The 19,682-nt window shown below is 55.3% G+C and carries 19 protein-coding genes; 3 read left to right on the top strand and 16 right to left on the bottom strand.

Annotated features, from left to right (window positions below):
- Positions 1-27 precede the first annotated feature (27 nt).
- The 8 genes from EMQ_RS05495 to EMQ_RS05460 all read right to left on the bottom strand — a co-directional run bounded on the left by EMQ_RS05495 (position 28) and on the right by EMQ_RS05460 (position 7,726).
- Entirely contained in the window at positions 28-858 is an 831-nt protein-coding gene (locus tag EMQ_RS05495; protein ID WP_010666564.1) for a phosphoenolpyruvate hydrolase family protein, read from the bottom strand.
- Positions 845-2,077: a Tm-1-like ATP-binding domain-containing protein gene (locus tag EMQ_RS05490; RefSeq protein WP_010666563.1), complete on the bottom strand. Its 1,233-nt coding sequence runs from the start codon at positions 2,075-2,077 to the stop codon at positions 845-847. The genes EMQ_RS05495 and EMQ_RS05490 overlap by 14 nt, the downstream gene beginning before the upstream one ends.
- Positions 2,078-2,083: 6 nt before the next feature.
- On the bottom strand, positions 2,084-2,398 hold the full coding sequence (locus EMQ_RS05485; RefSeq protein ID WP_010666562.1) for a putative quinol monooxygenase: 315 nt from the start codon (positions 2,396-2,398) through the stop codon (positions 2,084-2,086).
- A gap of 52 nt (positions 2,399-2,450) precedes the next feature.
- Positions 2,451-3,827: an aminotransferase-like domain-containing protein gene (locus EMQ_RS05480; RefSeq protein WP_010666561.1), complete on the bottom strand. Its 1,377-nt coding sequence runs from the start codon at positions 3,825-3,827 to the stop codon at positions 2,451-2,453.
- 183 nt (positions 3,828-4,010) lie between these two features.
- A complete protein-coding gene (locus EMQ_RS05475; RefSeq protein ID WP_018308343.1) occupies positions 4,011-4,253 on the bottom strand; it encodes a hypothetical protein in 243 nt (80 codons plus the stop codon).
- 115 nt (positions 4,254-4,368) lie between these two features.
- Positions 4,369-5,184: a family 1 encapsulin nanocompartment shell protein gene (locus EMQ_RS05470; RefSeq protein ID WP_010668135.1), complete on the bottom strand. Its 816-nt coding sequence runs from the start codon at positions 5,182-5,184 to the stop codon at positions 4,369-4,371.
- 1 nt (position 5,185) lies between these two features.
- On the bottom strand, positions 5,186-6,208 hold the full coding sequence (locus EMQ_RS05465) for a Dyp-type peroxidase (protein ID WP_010668136.1): 1,023 nt from the start codon (positions 6,206-6,208) through the stop codon (positions 5,186-5,188).
- 363 nt (positions 6,209-6,571) lie between these two features.
- The gene (locus tag EMQ_RS05460) at positions 6,572-7,726 is read right to left on the bottom strand and encodes an MFS transporter (protein WP_010668137.1); all 1,155 of its coding nucleotides are present in this window, start codon (positions 7,724-7,726) and stop codon (positions 6,572-6,574) included.
- Positions 7,727-7,954: 228 nt separating this feature from the next.
- Here EMQ_RS05460 and EMQ_RS05455 point away from each other — a divergent pair, with 228 nt between their 5' ends.
- Positions 7,955-8,896 carry a metallophosphoesterase family protein gene (locus EMQ_RS05455; RefSeq protein WP_018308344.1) on the top strand — a complete coding sequence of 314 codons (942 nt, stop codon included), beginning with the start codon at positions 7,955-7,957 and terminating at the stop codon, positions 8,894-8,896.
- Between the two features lie 27 nt (positions 8,897-8,923).
- Here EMQ_RS05455 and EMQ_RS05450 read toward each other — a convergent pair whose 3' ends face one another.
- From EMQ_RS05450 to EMQ_RS05440, 3 genes are all read right to left on the bottom strand, one after another.
- Positions 8,924-9,289: a hypothetical protein gene (locus EMQ_RS05450; RefSeq protein WP_231367988.1), complete on the bottom strand. Its 366-nt coding sequence runs from the start codon at positions 9,287-9,289 to the stop codon at positions 8,924-8,926.
- A 163-nt stretch (positions 9,290-9,452) separates the two neighbouring features.
- Positions 9,453-10,304 carry an NmrA family NAD(P)-binding protein gene (locus EMQ_RS05445; RefSeq protein WP_010666688.1) on the bottom strand — a complete coding sequence of 284 codons (852 nt, stop codon included), beginning with the start codon at positions 10,302-10,304 and terminating at the stop codon, positions 9,453-9,455.
- A 90-nt stretch (positions 10,305-10,394) separates the two neighbouring features.
- Positions 10,395-12,989: an MMPL family transporter gene (locus EMQ_RS05440; RefSeq protein ID WP_010666689.1), complete on the bottom strand. Its 2,595-nt coding sequence runs from the start codon at positions 12,987-12,989 to the stop codon at positions 10,395-10,397.
- Positions 12,990-13,387: 398 nt separating this feature from the next.
- Between EMQ_RS05440 and EMQ_RS05435 the strand changes: the two genes are divergently transcribed.
- Together EMQ_RS05435 and EMQ_RS05430 are read left to right on the top strand one after the other, a co-directional pair.
- The gene (locus tag EMQ_RS05435) at positions 13,388-14,599 is read left to right on the top strand and encodes an acyltransferase family protein (RefSeq protein WP_081617509.1); all 1,212 of its coding nucleotides are present in this window, start codon (positions 13,388-13,390) and stop codon (positions 14,597-14,599) included.
- 245 nt (positions 14,600-14,844) lie between these two features.
- Complete coding sequence (locus tag EMQ_RS05430; RefSeq protein WP_132012028.1) at positions 14,845-15,336, top strand: IS5 family transposase; 492 nt, start codon at positions 14,845-14,847, stop codon at positions 15,334-15,336.
- A gap of 206 nt (positions 15,337-15,542) precedes the next feature.
- Here EMQ_RS05430 and truA read toward each other — a convergent pair whose 3' ends face one another.
- From truA to EMQ_RS05405, 5 genes are all read right to left on the bottom strand, one after another.
- On the bottom strand, positions 15,543-16,361 hold the full coding sequence (truA, locus tag EMQ_RS05425) for a tRNA pseudouridine(38-40) synthase TruA (protein WP_010668163.1): 819 nt from the start codon (positions 16,359-16,361) through the stop codon (positions 15,543-15,545).
- A complete protein-coding gene (gene fmt, locus EMQ_RS05420; protein WP_010668162.1) occupies positions 16,358-17,272 on the bottom strand; it encodes a methionyl-tRNA formyltransferase in 915 nt (304 codons plus the stop codon). Before fmt ends, truA begins: the two co-directional genes overlap by 4 nt.
- Before the next feature lie 75 nt (positions 17,273-17,347).
- Positions 17,348-17,896 (bottom strand): peptide deformylase, encoded by a 549-nt coding sequence (def, locus tag EMQ_RS05415; protein ID WP_010668161.1) that lies wholly within the window; start codon positions 17,894-17,896, stop codon positions 17,348-17,350.
- A gap of 82 nt (positions 17,897-17,978) precedes the next feature.
- Positions 17,979-18,443, bottom strand: a complete 465-nt coding sequence (locus EMQ_RS05410; RefSeq protein WP_132012029.1) for a hypothetical protein — start codon at positions 18,441-18,443, stop codon at positions 17,979-17,981.
- Positions 18,436-19,545: an AI-2E family transporter gene (locus EMQ_RS05405; protein ID WP_010668159.1), complete on the bottom strand. Its 1,110-nt coding sequence runs from the start codon at positions 19,543-19,545 to the stop codon at positions 18,436-18,438. Before EMQ_RS05405 ends, EMQ_RS05410 begins: the two co-directional genes overlap by 8 nt.
- Positions 19,546-19,682: the final 137 nt, after the last annotated feature.

Raw genomic sequence — 19,682 nt, 5'->3', positions numbered from 1 at the left:
TGCACGGATGCGTATCCGTAGAAAACGTCAGCGTGTCATGGCCTTGAAGGTACGGGTCTGCTCAACCAGCGCGGTCTCGGTCGGCAGGCGTTCCATGCTGGAAGCGCCGTAGAAGCCGTGACAGTCAGGGCATGCGCTCAACACTTTCTGCGCATCGGCAGGCATAGCGATAGGCCCGCCATGACAGAGCAGGATCACATCATCGCGCACACTTTTCGCCGCGTCCGAAATCTCGTTGATCAGCTTGATGCAATCGTCCAGCGTGAAGGCCGTTTCAGCCCCGATGCTGCCGCCCGTTGTCAGCCCCATGTGGGCTACAAGAATATCGGCGCCCGCGCGGGCCATGTCCTTTGCCTGCTCGACATCGAAAACATAAGGCGTGGTCAGCAGATCTTTCTTGTGCGCGCGGGCGACCACGTCCACTTCAAGACTGTAGCTCATGCCCGTTTCTTCCAGATTCTTGCGGAAGTTTCCGTCGATCAGACCTACCGTCGGGAAGTTCTGGATGCCGGAAAAACCGACGCGACGCACATCGTCAAGGAATACATCGAAATCCACGAACGGATCGGTGCCGTTGACGCCAGCCAGAACCGGCGTGTTCGGCACGACCGGTAGCACTTCACGCGCCATGTCCATGACAATCTGGTTGGCGTTGCCATAGGCCAGAAGTCCTGCGAGTGACCCGCGGCCCGCCATGCGGTAGCGGCCGGAATTATAGATGACGATCAGGTCGATGCCACCAGCCGCCTCGCATTTGGCGGAAAGACCGGTGCCGGCTCCGCCGCCGACGATCGGTTTGCGTTCGGCGATCAGTCCGCGCAGGCGATGCAGGATGGCGCTACGTTCAATCCGGGGCATGGAAGTCATTCTCCTTGAAAAGATCGATAAGTTCTCCTGCCATGACCTGAGCAAAGGCAGGATCGTTCATGGCGAGCGGCAGGCTGATGAAACGGCGATCTGCTGTCTGTTGCAATGTTTCAAGCAAAGCATCACGGAAAGCCATATCCGCTGCCGGATCATAAAAAGGCTGATCCGGGCGGTCGAGTTGTGAAAACCCGCCCTCCGGGTAAAAGAACCGGACAGGCCCGTCACAGCGATTGAGGCGTTCGCCGATCAGACGCCCCATTGCACGGCACTCATCAACGGTCGTGCGCATGAGGGTGATGAACGGATTGTGCCGCACGAAAACACGGTCACGATAGCGCTTGGGCACGGTTTCCACAGCACCGAAATTGACCATGTCGAGGCCGCCGCAACTCCCGACATACGGCACCTTGGTCTCGGCGATCACATCGAGACGGGAGGCGTCGCACGGGAAGATACCGCCCGCGACGAAATCACAGAACTCGGTCGTGGTGATGTCCAGCACACCCCGCAGAACGCCCTGCGCGACAAGGCGCTCCATTGAGTTTCCACCGGAGCCGGTCGCGTGGAAAACCAGACATTCGAAATCAGGCTCAAGCACCCGGACCGCTTCCGTGACACAAGGCGTTGTCACACCAAACATCGTAATCCCGATTGCGGGACGGGTTTCTGGCGCAGCCACAAAAGGATGGCGCACCATGCCCGCCATGGCGTTGGCCGCATTGGCGAGAATGGGGCGGGAAATACGGTTCAGCCCCTGCAAATCCACGACGGGATAAACCATCGCGATATCGGACTCGCCGACATAGGGTTTGATGTTGCCGGAAGCGACCGTGGAAATCAGGATCTTCGGCAACCCGATGGGCAACGCCTGCATGGCCGGTGCGACGATGGCCGTTCCACCCGAGCCGCCGATGCCGATGACACCGGCCAGATCGGAGCGGCCCGGCAGGAAGCGTTCCAGTGCTACGGACATGGCGGTGATCGCCTGACCGCGTTCTCCACAGAACACGGCAGCTTCGCCATCCGGATGATGGGCTGCCACTTCCTGCGCCGGGATGTCTGCCGGACAGGGTGTCTCGCTGGTGCTGACATCCACGGTTAGGGCTTCGATGCTGTTCTTGGCAAGAACGGAACGCAGATAGGTCAGTTCAGCAGATTTCGTGTCGGCCGTGCCGAGAAGATAGACATGCGGCGTCATGATCCGCGTCATCCCGCTTCAGGAAAAGGCCGACACGTCTTCGAGCATGGTCACCATTGGACTGCCTTCCATGCCTTTCTCAAACGCGGCCTTCATGGCGAGAAAATGGGGCTGCTTTTCATGTTCGTGAATCGCTGCCACGCTTTGCCACTGTTCGATGAATACGAAATGAAGCGGATCATTCAGATCGCGGCGGCAGGTGTAGAAAAGATTAGTCGCTTCCAGACGGGATGCCGTGATGCAGGCCGTCATGACGGGCAGAATTGCGTCGAGATGCTCTTCTTTCACATGAAAGGATGCAACGACCGTCACATGCTGCGTAGTGTCAGGCATGGGCTTCCCTCCGAATGGTGGCGTGGGAAGAGCCTACTCGAAGGATACACTTTCAGTATATCGGTATAGTGTCACGCGACACTTTTCCTTCTGTGTCGAGACAGGCTGACTGTAAGAGCCTCAGCGCTTCGGGCAGTCTTCGGAACGATACACTCCCGAATGCGAGGCGTATTCCAGTGCTGTGCGGCGCTTCTGTCGTCTGAAAGGATGTTGCGGCGGGAAGGGAGACACCAAGGTCTCGCGCCAGAGCGATGACACGCTCCGCTTGCTTTAGCGGCATGGGCAGCCACGCATGAAAAGCGTGATGACGCGCCTGCACGACCTGAGGCAGGCTGGCGGTAACAAGCTCCTGACGGCGAATGGCCTCGTTCTGAAGGGCGTTTCGTACGCTTTCCGCAGTGCCGTTCTGCATCCACAGCGCCATCATGGCGTAGGACAGGGGGGCGATCATCAGCGAAGAAGCCAGAAGAGCAGGCAGGCATTCTTCCATGTAACCAGCCGGAGGAATGAGTGCTCCGATACGCAGTCCCGGGCTGAGGATCTTGGAAAGACTGCTGACATGGAACGTGCGTTCCGGCGCGAGTTCAAGAAAAGAAGGCCGGGACGGATTGTGCCCGGAGACATACACACCGTCTTCAATGATCAGAGCATCGTATTTCCTGCAGAGACCGACAATCTCCTGTCGTCGCTGCAACTCCATCGTCGCTGTGGTCGGGTTGTGCATGGTGGGCGTGAGATAGAGGACGGCGCGCTCTTTTCGATTTTTATGGAGAATCTTGTCGAGTGCGGCAGGAAGTATTCCTTCCTCATCCATTCGGGCAGCATGAACGGGCAGATGATTCTGTCGCATGGCGCCAAGCATGCCGGGATAGGTCTGCTCCTCCGTCACAGCGTATGTGACATGTGACCGGACTACGTTCAGAGCTACAGTGAGCGCCTGCTGCGCACCTGCCGTCAGAAGCAGGTTTTCCGGTACGACCTCCACGCCCAGTTCTGCAAGCCAGTGCGCCATGATGCGGCGATGTTCGGGATGCCCGGCGATCGGTGGATAGACATTGAACAGATCCGGATCGACCTGTTTCGCCAGTTTGTTGAGAGTGCTGGACAATGCCCTGTTGCTGAACATCGGTGGCGGCATGTTCGTGGCGAGGTCAAATCTGGTTCCGGAGTTTTCCTGCCGGACAGAGACGAACATGCCGCGACCATGCACGCTACGTACCAGTCCGCGACGCTCAAGAATGGCATAGGCGCGTGAGACAGAGCCGATGCCGATGCCAAGCCGCCACGCCAGATCCCGATGGGCGGGAAGGCGGTCATCCACCTTGAGTTTTCCGGAAAGGATGTCGGCACCCATCGCTTCCGCAAGCCGTTCCGCCGGAGAAGTATTGCCGTCCGGTAGATGTGGGTCCCATGATGACTGAAGGCGCATGTTTTCCTCTGCCCTGGACCTCATGTTTCAAAGGTATTGGCTATTTCAGGAAAGACATTATTCGCATGGTTTTCAATGAAAAAATTTCGTGCAAATCACCACAGGATTCAAATACCAAAACAGACAGGAGCGCGTCTCTCATGAGAAATACACCCCTGTCTGTTCTGAAATCAGAAAACTGCTTTATTTGACGTCAAGCGTCTTTTTGCCAAGCAGAGCCAGTTCGCTGGCTTCCATGCCTTCCGGATTATGGGTCGCCTTTTTCGCGATTTCCTTCTCCTGCTCGGTGGCGTGCTCTCCACCTTTCAGCACATGCTCGGCAAGAAGAATAACTTCTTCTTTCGTCAGAAGCTTCGGGGAGTGTGTCGCTTTGCGAGCCAGATCGTGAAGCGAACTGGAAGCGTGGGGTACGCGGTCGTGTGCCATGATGTGTCCTTTTCTGAGATCATGCAGAACTGCATGACTTGCTCCAGAAGGTTTCACATCATTTCCGGATCATTGCAAAACATTAAAAGGCATGGCTGACCAATGGTTTCGACGTTCAAGCGACCGGCTGTGATGCCGCATCAATGGCGACCGTCGCTTCGCTGGTCAGAACACGGAAAACGAAGCTTTCCTGCAGATAGAGCTCGACCGTCTCCGCCGTGTGGCTCAGATAGCCGATCGAGAAATCCTGACCGATATCCAGTGCCAGATCACCGCCACGCATGGAGACAACAAACGCGCCCTCGATGGCCGGAGCCCAGATGAGCTTTCCGTCGATCAGGCTTTCGATGTGCTTGCGGACCGGATAGCCCTCATCATCGCCGCCGTTCACGGCTAGCCATGCCTGCGCACCCAGAACGATCGAATAGGGGCCGTTTACGCCTGCAAGACGCAGGGCATCGAGCGCTTCGGTAATGACGTAAGAATAGTCCTTGGCGGAAGAAGGCAGCTTCAGATGGGCGTTGGAAGTGCCTTTGCGGATACCTTCGATGCCCGCTGCCGTATAACCGTCGAAGATGGCGCGATCTTCCGCGTAGGCGATTCTCTTCGCGGCGTCCTTTACCGGCTGCCAGTCTGAATCCAGCGAACCACGGTCCACGGCGTCGATCTCTTCGCGCGACAGGGTGAAGGGAACCCGCAGTTCCACGAGAGGCAGCACTTCGCGCTTCACGGCGCGAATACCCGCATCCGGTGTTTCGATCGTGCTGAAGCGACCTGTCCCGACACCGGCGAACGCCTCACCATGCGGCTCGGACGTATCGACTACGCGCCGTCCCGCAAGGTGGCGTCGAAGGGTGCGCGAGGCTTCCTCTTCAATTTCCTTCCAGGCAGCACCGGAAATGGGAGCGAGATGGCGATGAAGATTGTTCATATCAATGGTCCTCTTTCAATGAGCCGATGCTCAGGGAGGTGTCGGTCTGGTCTGGCTGCTTCTCTGGTGTTGCGGGTGCGCTGTCGGGCGGCGCAAGGTCAGGAGCGCCATCCAGAAAATCGGATGTCGGGATGAAGAACAGCGTTCCGGTGACAGCTGTGCTGACATCGAGAAGCCGGTCGTAGTTGCCGGGCGGCTTTCCCACGAACATGTTCTGCAACATCTGCTCCGTTCGTGCCGGAGAGCGGGAATAGCCGATGAAGTAGGTGCCGAACTCGCCCTGACCGGGTTTGCCGAATGGCATGTTGTCACGAAGAATCTGAAGCTGCTGCCCGTTTTCTTCAATGTTCGTCAGCACATTGTGGGCGTAGCTTTTCTTGGCGCTGTCGGCGAGTTCAATATCGGACAACTTCTTGCGGCCAATGACGTCTTCCTGCGTCTCGGTCGGCATTGCGTTCCATTTTTTCATGTCATGCAGATATTTCTGAACAATGACATAGCTGCCGCCAGCAAAGGCAGGATCTTCATCACCGATGAGCGTTGCGTCGAGTGCCGCCTGACCGGAGGGATTTTCCGTGCCATCGACAAAACCGAGCAGATCACGCTCGTCGAAATACTTGAACCCATGCACCTCATCGGTAATCGTCGCCACGCCTTCCAGACGCGAGACAATCACGCTGGCCAGTTCGAAGCAGAGATCCATGCGGGTTGCGCGAATATGGAAAAGGAAATCGCCGGGTGTCGAGGGAGCGACGTGCACTCCATGGATCTCCTGAAACGGATGCAGATTCTTCGGACGTGGAGCGCCAAACAGAAAGTCCCAAGCGTTGGAGCCGATTCCGGTGATACAGCTCAGACGTCCATCAGGGATGCGAAATCCTACGCCACGCACCAGAGAGGAAAGATCACCGAGCAGGTCACGTATCTGGATGGCAGCTGATGCGGAGACGCCATCGTTGAGGGTGGCGACCATAAAAATTGCGGCCTGAGTCAGTTTGGTATCGACGGCTTGAGGCGTGGCCAATGGACCGATGCTCCTCTGGGAGGGGTTTCACATGACAATGGGACACAAGCATAAGTTGTCGAGCGATGGTGACAAGAGACGCCATGCATTAAAATAATCGCTATGTGTTTGTTGGCCTGTTTGAAAGCAGGAAGAGACAACAAAGGCTGTGTTCGGGTCAGAAAAGAGAAAGACAACACCACGACAATCCGTCGATTGAGACAATATATGTTGAAGTATTTGCGGGGCAACCAGAACACAATGGCCCAATGCAACGCTGATCCGCCAAAATTGCCGCTTCTACGTTCCAGATAACTGGCTCCTCCCTCTGTATGAACGGGAGACACTTGCAGATTCTTTATGGCTAAGGCTGCTGCGGAAGCTTCACACAGCCTCCGGCGACAGCCTTCCCCGACTGGACAACAGCACCATAACAACACCAATCGCGGCCAGACCCAGGCCAAGCGCCGACACCATGAAATACCCCAGTCCCAGCGACAGAACACTGCCGCCCAGAGCCGCTCCAAGCGCGTTGCCAAGATTGAAAGCGCCGATATTCATGGAAGACGCCAGTCCCGGCGCTTCGTGCGCGGCCTGCATCGTGCGCATCTGAAGGGCAGGGGTGAGCGAGAAGCAGGCGATACCCCACACGAAGACGCCGATCAGAGCACCAGCGGGCGTTTGTGCTGCGATGGGGAAGACGAGCATGATCAGGCCGAGGATCGGGAAGAAGATGAGCAGCGTTTTTGTCAGTGAGATATCGGCGGCCTTTCCGCCCACGATATTCCCAACGCTGAATCCGACGCCGATCAGCATCAGCGCAGTGGTCACCAGTGTGGGACCGGCGTGGGTGACGGTTTCCAGCATTGGAACGATATAGGTGTAGAGTTCGAACATCGCACCGGCGGCGATAACCGTAAGCCCCAGCGCCATCAGCACGTTGGGTCGGACCATCACCTTCAGTTCAGCGGCTGCATTCGGACGGGGGCCTGCTTCGGCAAGCGGCAGGAACAGGGACAGCGCGGTTGCCGCGACCAGACCAAGTAGCGAGATCGCCATGAACGCCTGACGCCAGCCCAGCGTGTCGCCCATCCATGTGGCGGCGGGCACGCCGAGGATATTCGCAATCGTCAGACCCATGAACATGCTGGCGACGGCGCTGGCCCGTTTGGAACGATCAACAAGGCTCGCCGCTTCGACAGCCCCCAGTCCGAAAAACGCGCCGTGCGAAAAGCTGGTGAAAACACGGGCCAGAAGCAGTTCCATGTAAGTCTGGCTGGCAGCAGCTGTCAGATTGCCCACGGTGTAGAGGATCATCAGCCCGATCAACGCATATTTGCGCGGATACCGAGCGAGGAAGAGGGTAATGACCGGAGCGCCTGCCATAACGCCGAAGGCATAGGCGCTGATCAGTCCACCCGCCTGCGGCACGCTGCTGTGGACGCCATGCGCCAGAACAGGAAGCAGACCCATGGGGGTGAATTCCGTCACGCCGATAGCGAACGCTCCGAGGGCAAGGGCGATCAGAGCCTTGTTCATTCTGTCATTCCGTTCCTGTTTGATTGTTTCAGATAGCGAATGTCGCCGCGTAACAGAACCCATTCAGAAACTTCCCCATCAAACGGTCTCGTGCCGAGCGGGCGATAGGGCTTTTCCGGCTGTCAGTGCGAGAGATGAAGCATTTGTGACATGCTTGAATGGAGGCAGGATTCTGATCAGACTGGTTTTTCAGTCTTGCCGTGCGTGGACAGGAAGAGGACGGCCCGAATGTTTCATCTCAACAGAAGAACTTTTCTGTCGCTCGCGGGTGGTGCGGGTCTGATCAGGACGATTGGTGCAGAGGCGGCTCTTCCCGTCCGCCCCCCTCTGCGGCCTCACAAGCCGTTCTCCTTTCTGTTCATCACAGACACACATCTTCAGCCGGAGCTGAACGCGGTTGGTGGCTGTCATCAGGCTTTTGCAAAAGCCCGTTCCATCCGAGCAGATTTTGCCATTCAGGGTGGAGACCATGTGTTTGACGCGCTGGGCGTGAATGCCGGACGAGCCTCAATGCTGATCGATCTTTACAAAAGGACGGCGCAGGACCTTTCTCTGTCTGTTCATCATACGATCGGGAATCATGACTGTTTCGGTGTTTATACGAAAAGCGGTGTGGAACCGACTGATCCTTTATATGGAAAGAAGTTTTTCGAGGATAATTTCGGGCAGCTTTATTATTCGTTTGATCACAAGGGCGTCCATATTGTTGTGCTGGACTCAATCGGGATCACGGAAGATCGTGGTTATGAAGGCAGGATCGATGACGCCCAGATTGGCTGGCTGGCACGGGATCTCGCGGCGCAACCTGTTGGAATGCCAATCATTGTCGTCACGCATATCCCGCTGGTGACTGCCGCCGCCGAGTATGCCGCGCCACAGGCTGTTCTGCCGAAACATCATGTCATGAGCGTGAGAAATGCCTATGACGTGCTGCCGTTATTCGATCGATATAATATTATCGGCGTTCTACAGGGACATACTCATATCCTTGAGCGGATCGAATGGCATGGTGTTCCCTATATCACCGGCGGTGCTGTGAGCGGCAACTGGTGGCATGGAACACGCTATGGAACGCCGGAAGGCTTCATGGTTGTTGATGTCGAAAATGGAGTTATGAAAACCCGCTATGAAACATACGGATTTCATAGCGTTGACCCTCATGACACTTGACGCTCGAAATATCCTGTCTGTGGCGTCCTAATTCAGAATCCATCTATGCTGAAGACCAATATTCCTCATGATGGGTTTGATCTGAGTGTGTGGATTGGAACGACAAGCGTCAAAAAACTCATCAATGATACGGTAGTGGTCATATTGGATATTGTAAGGCGGTATGCCTCCGCCTGCCATGGCTCCGTTCCACCAGCGTTTGTTGGCTTCTGCGGCATCGGGTGTGCTTGGCTCATAGTTCTTTAAAGCCTGCGAAACCGTCTCACAATATCCGTCATAGGAAAGATGAAGCGCCTCCAGATTGACGGATTGTGCCAATGTCATTTGGGAACAGAGGCAAAGACCGGAAAGAACAGACAGCCCGAAGCTGGGCAGGGCAATAGATCTTGTCACACTCAAAAATTGCCTTTGAATTGATGAATATTCAGTTATTGGAAATAACACATAAATATGAAGGGATCGTAAGGCACTTGTCCCATTGGATGAGTAGTATCCTGTTCTTTCGATCAACAGCATAGGGGGTGAGCGCATAAACAATTATATCAGACGTAAAGAGTTAAATTTCTTTGTCAAAATAAGCCGAAAGCGTTGTTTCACCTTTAACGACGTTCTCGGGCATTTCATAACGCTGCTCAACAAAAATTCCGGTCATATTGGCATACGAATGGGTGGCTTCCTCAGAAAAACCGTGTGTCCTGTAGTAGTCATGCCAGTCTGATGGTGGAACGGCATCGACGGCAAAGTCGCCTGATAGATGCTTTGAAAAGCTTCTTGCTACATCAAGGGCCGAATAATATTCTGGTCCTTCAATATTATGGATTCCGGTTTCACTGACTGGATCAGATAATAATTGTGCAGCCAGTTTTCCCACATCCTGTGGAGCGACCATTGGGACCTTGAGGCCTGAGGGCAACAGGCTGGGGAAACATCCCTCCTGTTTCGCCAAAGCCAGAGAAGGGAGCCAGTTGCTCATATAATAAGCAGCCCGCACGATGCACAGTGGGATGGAGGATTGCTGTGCGCCACGTTCAAACTCATACAAAACACCCAGATCTCCACAATGAGCGCCTTCCTGAGCGCCGTATGTGGACTGAACGACAATCTTTTTAAGATCCGTCTTGCTGACAGCCTGCAGGATTGATCTCACGGTCTTTCGCTCTTCCTGGTCCGTGTTCAGGGAGGGGCTGGCTGGTGGATTAAGCAGGAAAGCACGTTCTACGCTTTTGAGTGCCTGTGCCAGAGCTTCAGTGTCGTGGATATCAAGCACAGCAACAGAAGCGCCTCGCCTTGTCCAGTCCGCGGCTTTCTGCGGGTTATGGATGACAACTGTTACGGGAAGGCCCTGTTGCAGAAGATGCTCCGTTACAGCCTTTCCAACATGGCCGGATGCCCCAAGAACAGCAAACATGTCTTCTCCGTTTTTACCCAATTGTCAGCACAATAAAAAAGGCGAAGACCGAAGTCCTCGCCTTTTCCAATTCTTAGCGAAAAACTCTTTCTATTCCTGATCGATTGACCGCTTCGGCAGCAGGGCCGGAATGAACACCAGCGTCGCCAGAAGGGTGCAGCCCAGAGAGAGCAGCAGCAGACGTCCCATGCTGGCGGTGCCGGGATGATGCGAAAGCGCTAGTGAGCCGAAGGCTGTGCCGGTCGTCAGGGCCGAGAACAGCACGGCGCGTGCGGTTGGCGAAGCGAGGGGATACTGCACACCCGCTCGCCAGTTCATCACGAAGTAGATGTTGAACGACACGCCCACGCCCAGCAGTAGTGGAAGCGCGATGATGTTGGCGAAGTTCAGGGTCTCCGGGACCACTCGGATCAGAATGACGGTCATCAGGGCCGAGAGCAGCAGGGGAGCCAGAACAAGCCCCATATCCAGAACCTTGCGCAGCGCGAACAGCAGGATGATCGCGATCATGATGATCGCGGAAATCGCCGCCGTCTTGAATGCCCCGACAATGGTCTTTGCACTTTCGACAATATCCACGGCAGATCCGGCCATGTCAGGCGAAAGCGGGCGGACTGTCTTGACGAAGGTATGGAGAGCACCGGGCTTCGACATCAGGCCGCTGGGATGAATCTCCACCAGAGCCCGCCCATCCGGAAGCAGATAATCCCGTTTGATGACGTCCGGCACATCCTTGAGGGTCACCGGTTGCGCGGACAGCACATCTCTCAGCGAGTCCAGCTGCATCGGCAGAAAACGAACCAGCGCGTCGTTGGTCTGCATGGCCAGTGCGTCAGGCGCCGTTGCGAGTTTGGCCAGTGCGGCCTGAATGCGACGCAGCGGGTCGGTGGGAGCGAGGTCCTTCAGAATGCCCGAGAGCGCAGCGGCTGCGGACGCTGCGGACGCCTTGACGGCGGCGGCGTCAGGGGCTGCCTGCGGGTTCTGCACGGTCAGGCCGGGAATCAGGATCTGTGCGGCATCCTCAATCAACGCCAGCTTAGCCTCCTGATCTTCCGGAACATAGGAGCCGAGCCACATGGCGTCATGCACGCCGGGCAGCTTTCCGGCCTTGTCCGACATGGCTTTGGCGGCATCAAGATTGGGCGCAAGATATTCGGCGCTGTAGGGCGACGAGACCGGATTGCTCATCAGCAGATGCAGGGTCCGCATACCTTCGGACTTGGGATCCTTGGTGTGCAGCGGATCACCGTCGAATTTCAGGCCGGGGATCAGGACAATGCCCGCAACGGCGACAACAGCGAAGACAGCGAGCAGCGGCTTGCGCCAGTGGCGGATCGTCCGATCCACAGGCTTCATGAACAGATAACCTGTCCGTGCATGATCAACCGATGGACGGAAAAGCCGCAACAGGGCGGGCAGCAGCAGGATGGTGCAGACAAACGCCACCAGCATGCCAATACCGGCGATCAGGCCTAGTTCCGCCACGCCCAGAAACGCTGTGGGGGTGAAGGCTAGGAAGCCGGCGGCTGTCGCCAGAGCTGCCACCAGAATCTGGTGACCGGTTTCTTCACCGGTCTTGAACAGCGCTTCTTCCAGTCCCGCTTCGCCGGATTGCGTCGGCTGCTGACCACGCAGACGCACCGAGAACTGGATCGCGAAATCCACGGCGATACCGACAAACAGAATGGCGAACGCCACGGAGATCAGGTTCAGTGTGCCGACAGCCACAGCCGCGAACCCAGTCGTCAATAGAAGGCCGGTGATCAGGGTGATCACGATTGGCACAATGACGCGCCATGTATGCACGGCCAGTGTCAGCCACAGGATGACGAGCGCCAGTGAACCCAGCAGGCCCGCGACCATGCCATCGGCAACGGTGGCGAATTCCTCGTCACTGATCTGCACATCGCCTGTCAGATAAACATGGGCATGACCTGTTTTTACGAATTCAAGACCTTTCGCTGCGGCGCGAATGGCGTCGGACGCTGCGCCGCCCGGCTGGAATGAACCGTAATCCAGCTTTGGTTGGGTCATCACGAACTGGTAGCGGCCTGCCAGATCTGTCAGGTTTCCGGCCAGAAGCTGCTGCCATGACAGGAATTCAGGATGCCCGTTCGCCGCCGCTTCGAGACTGTTGGCGAAGCCGTTCAGGGGAGCCTGAAAGCCAGCCATATTGGCCTGACCGCGTTTGACGCCTTCTGCGATCAGCCCGAGCGAGTCAAACAGACCGCGCGCCGACGGGTCGGCTGCCAGAGCGCCAAGGAAAGGCTGGGCTGCAACGGTGTCGTCCAGAACCTTGGAGAGAGCCTTCTGGTCGAGAAACATCAGCCCGTTGCGGTTGAGGTAGGCGTTGTCATCCGGCAGGCGGATATAATTGAAGTGATCGTGATCTCCGGACAGTCTGTCGGCCAGAGCGCGCGCCGTGGCGCGTCCTTCTTCAGGCAGATCGGCCTCGATGACCGCAACCAGAAGATTGTCCTTCTGAGGGAACAGCTTTCCCATCATGTCAGAGCGTTTTTTCCAGGCCAGCTTGTCGGACAGCATCTTGTCCGTGTCGGTGGTCACGCCAAGGTGATTGTAGCTCACCCAGACGGACGTCGCGGCCAGCAGCATGAAAAATGCGACGACGAGAGAAGCGCGCTTGGCGCACAGGACGATAAGTCGGCCGATGAAAAGGGAGATCATGTGAGGTCTTCAGGCCCTTGCCGTTGACAGCGCAAGATTGGCCAGTCCCGATAATCCCGTGACCAGCGCAAGTTGAAGTAAAGGCTTGGTTTGACTGAACCGGCGGCGGGACGCAAGAGGGAGATGCGGGTTCACGATGAGAGAAAAAAAGATTGCTGAGGCTGATGGTGAACACAGGCAGTCGTTTTGCAGGAGTGAAGACTACCCTACATTTGTATTTTACGGTGATTTCTGATCTTCAACTAATGTTGGCATCCTCTTTCTCTTACGTAAAAATTATGTAATATCAGGCTGTCGGAGACGAAAAAACTGAAGAATACAGGCTGTGTAGAAGTGCTTGGATATGCAGGAAAATGGTTTTGATGATTATTCTTTGAATAAAAGTCTATTTTCCAATTATGTTACGTCTTTTTGTGAGTCATATAACTCACTTTCAGGCTGGAAATGGGGATGTTATGCACGTTAAATCATTGGATGGATTGAGAGGAATAGCCGCGCTTATTGTTGTATTCCATCATACTCTATTATGTTTTCCGGGTACCTTAGAGGATTATAAGACATTATTTTCGTACCCTGTGGGTAGTTTTATGTTCTGGACTTATCTCACACCATTGAGGTTGCTTACTTCCGGTCCATCGATGGTTGTTTTGTTTTTTGTAATGAGTGGTTTTGTGCTTGGTATTTCTTTTGTTAAAAATGATAATTTTGATTATTTTTCGTATATAATAAAAAGAATATTTAGAATATGGTTCCCATTTTCTGTAGCTATAATAGTGTCTTTTTGTTTTTATCTGCTTCTTGGGGGAGAGGTTCCAAGTGCATCTTATTGGTTTAATGATTATACATGGAATGATCCTTCTACCATTAAAACATTATTCCATCATTTAATTATGGATGGATCTATGACTACATTGGATAATCCAATGTGGAGTCTTATAGTTGAGATGCGGCAGTCATTTATATTTCCATTTATTTTTTATTTAATTTTTAGGTTTGGATATTTATCTGTATTTACTTTTGTGATATTGAGTTTTTCGATGATTTTTATAAATAGGCATGTTTTTGGTATTCATATATTGTCCTCAATAATATCAAGCTTATCGTATACATACATGTTTTCTTTTGGTGCGATAATGTCATTGAATTATGAAAAAATAAAATCAAATATGAATAATATTGGTAAAAAATATAAATATTTAATTTTAATTTTTTCTCTTTTTGGTATGTGTGTTTATCCGGAAACGGCTGGAGCAAATTATAGTGCAAGGAATTTTATGCTTCTATTTGTGAGTTCTATTTCTTCATTTGCTCTTGTATGTATTTGTTTTGATTTTCGGGTTGTAACTAAATTACTTGATAGTAGGTTTGCGGTTTGGTTGGGAAAAATATCTTATAGTTTATATCTTACTCATGTTATAGTATACGCTGTGTGTATAAGGTTGCTTGATAATTTTCTTTCGTATCCCTCCAGTGTTTTTGTTTCGTTTTTTGTGGCTATTTTTGTTGCTGTTATATTTAACAAATATATCGAAACTCCATCGCAAAAGATTGGCAGATCTCTCGGTATTCAGATAGAAAAAGCAAGGGAAGCAAAATTGGCTTCGGTATAATTTTCTTGAAGTGTCTTTCAATATGATGGAAGAATTGGCAAGTAGATTCGTTCTTTTCGGTAGAAAGGAGTGGAGTGACTGATCCAAACTTGGACTCAAGGCCTATTAATTCATTAAGTTGATCATTCTGTTGTGATTCACAGTCTTCATAATGGAGGTGAAGCTGTGGGTGATGTGTCTTGGCTGTCTGAACGCCAGATTGAGAGGATCAGGTCGTTTTCCCGCTGGCGCATGGGGGGCCATGTATGGACGATCGACATATCCTTGAGCGGGATCGTGTATGTAATTCGCAACGGGCTTTTCCTCGCCATATCGGACAGACAAAGGACGGACTGAACTTAAGACTCCATGCCATGTGTGATGGTCAGGGACGACCGGTTCGGCTGCATCTGACAGCGGGCCAGTTGAGTGACTTCAAAGGGGCAGACATTCTTCTGAGCGATCTTCCCGATGGGACAGAAGAAGTCATCGGGGACCGGGGATACGACAGCAATAAAATCGGGCTGTCTCCCGCAGAACGGAATATTATTGCCTGTTTTTCTCCGAAGAAGAACCGGAAATCAGGGCCACCTTACGACTGCCATCTGTATAAAAAGCGCCATCTCATCGAAAACATGGTTGCAAAGCTGAAAGACTGGCGGCGCGTCGTCATCAGATACGACCGATGTGCTCACACTTTCATGGCCGCAATCTATATCGCAGCAAGCTTTATCTTCCATCTTAAAGAATGGACCTGAGCCCAATCGAGCTTTCACGCGCGTCACTTGCACACTTGTCGGTTCAAAGTGCCAATCCACGATTTTGAAAGGCTCTTTAAATAAAATGGAAAGTGGATATGGTTGCAATATGGTCTCATCTATTCCCACAATGCCTCATGAATGGATAGAAGAGAGCAAACTGTGACATTTTACCATAGGTAGACCTGATTCAGAGACTCTCAATATCATCCAAACGGATCAGGATCGTAATCCACGCCCACCAGATACAGGCCTTCGGAAGGGGCTGTTGGGCCACCAGCGCAGCGGTCACGCGCCTCCAGAGCCGTGCGTAGTCTTTCAGCATCCCAGCGGCCACAACCGACGAGTTGCAGCGTACCGACCAGATTCCTCACCTGATGATGCAGGAAGGAACGGGCTTCGACATCGAACAGGATCATCTCGCCACCACGGGTGACATCCAGTCGATCGAGTGTGCGGACGGGGCTCCTCGCCTGACAGGCGACCGCCCTGAATGTCGAGAAATCGTGCGTTCCCAGCAGACTCTGCGCAGCGGCGTGCATGGCCGGGACATCGAGCGGATGGCGCACATGCCACACTCTACCGGCTTCGATGCCGGGGCGGGATGGGCGATTCAGAAGCCTGTAGCGATAGCGACGACGGGTTGCTGAAAAGCGGGCGCTCCATGTCGGATCGACGGAAGCTGCCTGCAGGACTACCACGGGATGTGGTTTGAGATGGTAGGAAAGACCGTCCCGCACTGCGCGAGGGTTCAGCGGTAGAGAGATGGGGAAATCAAGATGCGCGACCTGCCCGGTGGCATGGACGCGCGCATCAGTGCGACCGGCAGTGATGCTGGGAACGGTCCGTCCCCCAGCCATGCGTGAGGCCGCTTCTTCCAATAGTTGCTGCACGGACAGGCCGGTTTTCTGCCGCTGCCAGCCGACCAGACCGGTGCCGTCATACTCTATTTTGACGGCCCAGCGCTGCCGGTCTTCGGGCGCATGGCTCTGGCTGAAAAACGCCGGCGTGGAGTCGTCAGTCATGACCCGAGGCGCGTGCCGACCGTCATGGGCTGTCCACGCAGAAACGCCTCTGCGTCCATCATGCCGCGTCCGGGGCGCTGAATCCGGCAGATGCGGAGGGCTGTGTCCTCGCCGCACGCCACAGTCAGGCGGTCATCCAGAACCGTGCCCGGCGTGCTTGAGCGTTTTGCCTCGATCTCAACTGCGCCGATTTTCAGAGTCACGTCATCCAGCGTGGTGAAAGCGCCTGGCCAAGGTGTCAGGGCGCGGACCTGTCGGTCGATGGTCTCCGCAGGCTGCGTCCAGTCGATGCGCCCATCCTCCTTCGTCAGACGAGCGGCGTAGGTCACGCCCTCTTCAGGCTGTGGGATTGCCTGCGGACACTCACGCAACACATCCACCACCATCTTCGCGCCCAGCGCTGCCAGTTCGTCATGCAGGCTGGTTGCCGTCGTCACTGCTGTGATGGGCACACCCACTGAGGACAGCATGTCGCCGGTATCCAGACCGACATCCATCTGCATGATCGTCACGCCGCTTTCCGTGTCACCGGCCAGAATGGCGCTCTGGATGGGAGACGCGCCCCGCCAGCGGGGGAGCAGACTGGCGTGGATGTTCAGGCAGCCCCGTTCGGGGGCGTCGAGCATCGCTTTCGGCAGGATCAGGCCATAGGCCGCGACAATGGCGACATCGAATTTCTGCGCGGCGAACCAGTCCAGTTCTTCCTGATTGTTCCGCAACTTTTCCGGGCAGCGCACGAGAATGCCGAGCGTCTCCGCTGCATGATGCACAGGGGAGAGACGCAATGCCTTGCCACGTCCGGCCGGCCTTGGTGGCTGGGTATAGACGGCCGCAATCTCATGCCCGGCATCGCGGAGAGCATAGAGCGCCGGAACGGCGAAATCGGGCGTGCCCATAAAGGCCAGACGCATCGGTCTGTTCTCCGCAAGTCAGGCCGGAACAGGAGCAGGCCCGCCCGGCAATGTGAAAACTTCGCCGGTGCAGTCTCAGTGCTTGAGTTTCTGCTCTTTCGCCAGACGTCGCATGATCATGTTGCGACGCAGCGTGGAGAGATGATCCACGAATAAAACGCCGTCGAGATGGTCGATCTCGTGCTGGATGCAGGTCGCCAGCAGTCCGTCCACCTCGCGCTCGCAGCGTTCGCCTTCCACGTTCGTCCAGCGCACCCGGACCGCTTCCGGACGGACCACTTCCGCATACTGGTTGGGCAGCGAAAGGCATCCTTCCTCACGCGGCGTCATGACTTCGCTTTCTGTGAGGATTTCGGGATTGATGAGAACGATCGGCTGGCGGTCTTCAGCATCGCCAAGGTCGACAATCACATAACGCTGGCTGATGCCCACCTGAGGGGCTGCCAGACCGATGCCGGGCGCGGCATACATGGCTGAAAACATGCCCGGCAGCGTCGCTTTCAGCGTATCCATATCCTCGGGACGCACGATCCGGGCCTTCTGGCGCAGTACGGCCTGAGGGGCGATCAGAATCTGTGTGGGCGCAGCAGTGGCCCCGGCGAGGGAGAAATCGACGTCGTTCATAGCGCCGGTTTAGCGAGGCTGATTGCGTTTTTCCAGCCCTGACTGTTGGGGGAATATCCCCGTGCGTCGAAACGGACTGCTTTCACCAGTTTCGCGGACTGTATGTAGCGGCATCCGTCGGATCATAGGTCAGCGACATGCGATCCTCGCCCGATCCGGCATAACGACAGACGGCCAGAGTGCTTTCCACCCGGCTGCCCGGAGACGCCAGATAGGGAACAGGCATACAGAGATACCAAAGCCGTCCCCGCGAGCCACCGGCATCACTGACGGCAAAGGCTTTCGGGGCGGAAACCGGCAGCGTGTCGTCGTGACGCGGCGGGTTGTAATGCAGCGTTATCTGACCCGTCGCGTCGGGATAATACTGGAGACCACAACTCTGGATGAAGTCAGCCAGCGTCGGCTGACGCAGCAGAGTGGTGTCTGGCTTTTCCTGCGTACAGAACTGGCGTTTGGTCTGTTCGTACCGGGCGCATCCGGTGACGGCGACGAGACTTGTCAGGCAGAGCAGTCCGGCAAGGCGGGATAAAGGAGGACGTTCAGACACGTTCATCATCTTCGAGCGGTGGTGCGAGTTTGTCACCGACTGCCAGCAGCATGGCGGTTAGCGGGGAGGCGAGGATCAGTCCCGGTGCGCCGAAAATGCCGCCGAAGAATGTCTGGGACAGCACTGTCAGACCGGGTGGCATCTGTACCGCCCGGCGCTGAATCAGCGGAGCCATCACGTTCCCTTCAAAAAACTGGATGACCGCGTAGAGCGCGGCCACCATGGCAGTCTCGCGCAGGCCAAGAGACAGCGCCAGCAGCAGGGCGGGGACAGCGCCGAGAATCGCACCGATATAGGGAATGAAATTGCAGAGCGCGGCCAGAAAGCCGAGACTGACGGCCAGAGGCACGCCAATGATCCACAGTCCCATGCCGGACAGGATGCCGACGACGGCCATATCCAGCGCCTGTCCCGCAACCCATGCCCACAGCGTGTCTGCCGCGACAAGCATGACTTCCTGTCCCCGTGCACGCCAGTGGCGCGGTACAAGTCGGAGGATGCCGTTGGCATAGAGAGCGGGAGACGCCGCGAAATACAGTCCGGCGATAACCACGACGGCGAGCGTGCCCATTACGCCGAACGCGGAACCGAGAAATCCGGTCATGGAGCCTGCAATCCGCGAGCCCAGCGACATCAGACCACCGCTGCCGGAGGTACCGCCGCCGCCGCCGTGTCCACCCAGAGACGCCGGAAGATAGTCCAGCAGGACCTGTCCCTGTGGCCATGCCGCAAGCCGGTCACGAAGGGCGTAGACCTGTGTGGTCAGGGCGTCGCGCAGTTTGGCGGCCTGCGCGACAATGTCCGAGCCGCTTGACCAGCCGATCCCGACGGTCAGCGTGACCATCAGCACGCAGACGATAGCGAGCGCCGCGCCATAAGGCAGTTTTGTCCAGCGTTTCAGCATACGGGCGAGCCCGTGCAGGATCACGGCAAACAAGGTGGATGCAAAGACCACCATGATCACGTCGCCGATCAGCCAGATCGACAGCATGACTGCGGCAATGGTCAGGGTAAGACGCAGGATGCGGGCAATACTGTCGAGCGGCGTTTCGTCCGGTGGGGGCGCTTGCTGTTGGTCGTCGAGGGTCTGTTCGGAAGCCATGAGCGTCTGGGTCACCTGAAGCTGCGGTCATCATTATCATGATCTGAGATACGGCATAACGTCGCCATCAGGCATTTGCTTGCAATGGCGGTTATATTTTTTCGAAAAAAGCAGTTTGAGAAAGCGGATGCGGAGGC

Source organism: Acetobacter aceti NBRC 14818 (assembly GCF_000193495.2).
GTDB lineage: Bacteria > Pseudomonadota > Alphaproteobacteria > Acetobacterales > Acetobacteraceae > Acetobacter > Acetobacter aceti.
Note: the sequence above shows the minus strand (reverse complement) of the source record. Positions and strands in the feature narration are given on the sequence as shown.

Bases quoted from the DNA above. Each gene is read 5' to 3' on its own strand.
- EMQ_RS05445 (WP_010666688.1), bottom strand. From the start codon at position 10,304: ATGTTTGCTGTTCTTGGGGCATCCGGCCATGTTGGAAAGGCTGTAACG.
- EMQ_RS05480 (WP_010666561.1), bottom strand. From the start codon at position 3,827: ATGCGCCTTCAGTCATCATGGGACCCACATCTACCGGACGGCAATACT.
- EMQ_RS05485 (WP_010666562.1), bottom strand. From the start codon at position 2,398: ATGCCTGACACTACGCAGCATGTGACGGTCGTTGCATCCTTTCATGTG.
- EMQ_RS05475 (WP_018308343.1), bottom strand. From the start codon at position 4,253: ATGGCACACGACCGCGTACCCCACGCTTCCAGTTCGCTTCACGATCTG.
- EMQ_RS05490 (WP_010666563.1), bottom strand. From the start codon at position 2,077: ATGACGCGGATCATGACGCCGCATGTCTATCTTCTCGGCACGGCCGAC.
- EMQ_RS05405 (WP_010668159.1), bottom strand. From the start codon at position 19,545: ATGGCTTCCGAACAGACCCTCGACGACCAACAGCAAGCGCCCCCACCG.
- EMQ_RS05455 (WP_018308344.1), top strand. From the start codon at position 7,955: ATGTTTCATCTCAACAGAAGAACTTTTCTGTCGCTCGCGGGTGGTGCG.
- EMQ_RS05460 (WP_010668137.1), bottom strand. From the start codon at position 7,726: ATGAACAAGGCTCTGATCGCCCTTGCCCTCGGAGCGTTCGCTATCGGC.
- EMQ_RS05470 (WP_010668135.1), bottom strand. From the start codon at position 5,184: ATGAACAATCTTCATCGCCATCTCGCTCCCATTTCCGGTGCTGCCTGG.
- fmt (WP_010668162.1), bottom strand. From the start codon at position 17,272: ATGCGTCTGGCCTTTATGGGCACGCCCGATTTCGCCGTTCCGGCGCTC.
- def (WP_010668161.1), bottom strand. From the start codon at position 17,896: ATGAACGACGTCGATTTCTCCCTCGCCGGGGCCACTGCTGCGCCCACA.
- EMQ_RS05435 (WP_081617509.1), top strand. From the start codon at position 13,388: ATGTTACGTCTTTTTGTGAGTCATATAACTCACTTTCAGGCTGGAAAT.
- EMQ_RS05430 (WP_132012028.1), top strand. From the start codon at position 14,845: ATGGACGATCGACATATCCTTGAGCGGGATCGTGTATGTAATTCGCAA.
- truA (WP_010668163.1), bottom strand. From the start codon at position 16,361: ATGACTGACGACTCCACGCCGGCGTTTTTCAGCCAGAGCCATGCGCCC.
- EMQ_RS05495 (WP_010666564.1), bottom strand. From the start codon at position 858: ATGCCCCGGATTGAACGTAGCGCCATCCTGCATCGCCTGCGCGGACTG.
- EMQ_RS05440 (WP_010666689.1), bottom strand. From the start codon at position 12,989: ATGATCTCCCTTTTCATCGGCCGACTTATCGTCCTGTGCGCCAAGCGC.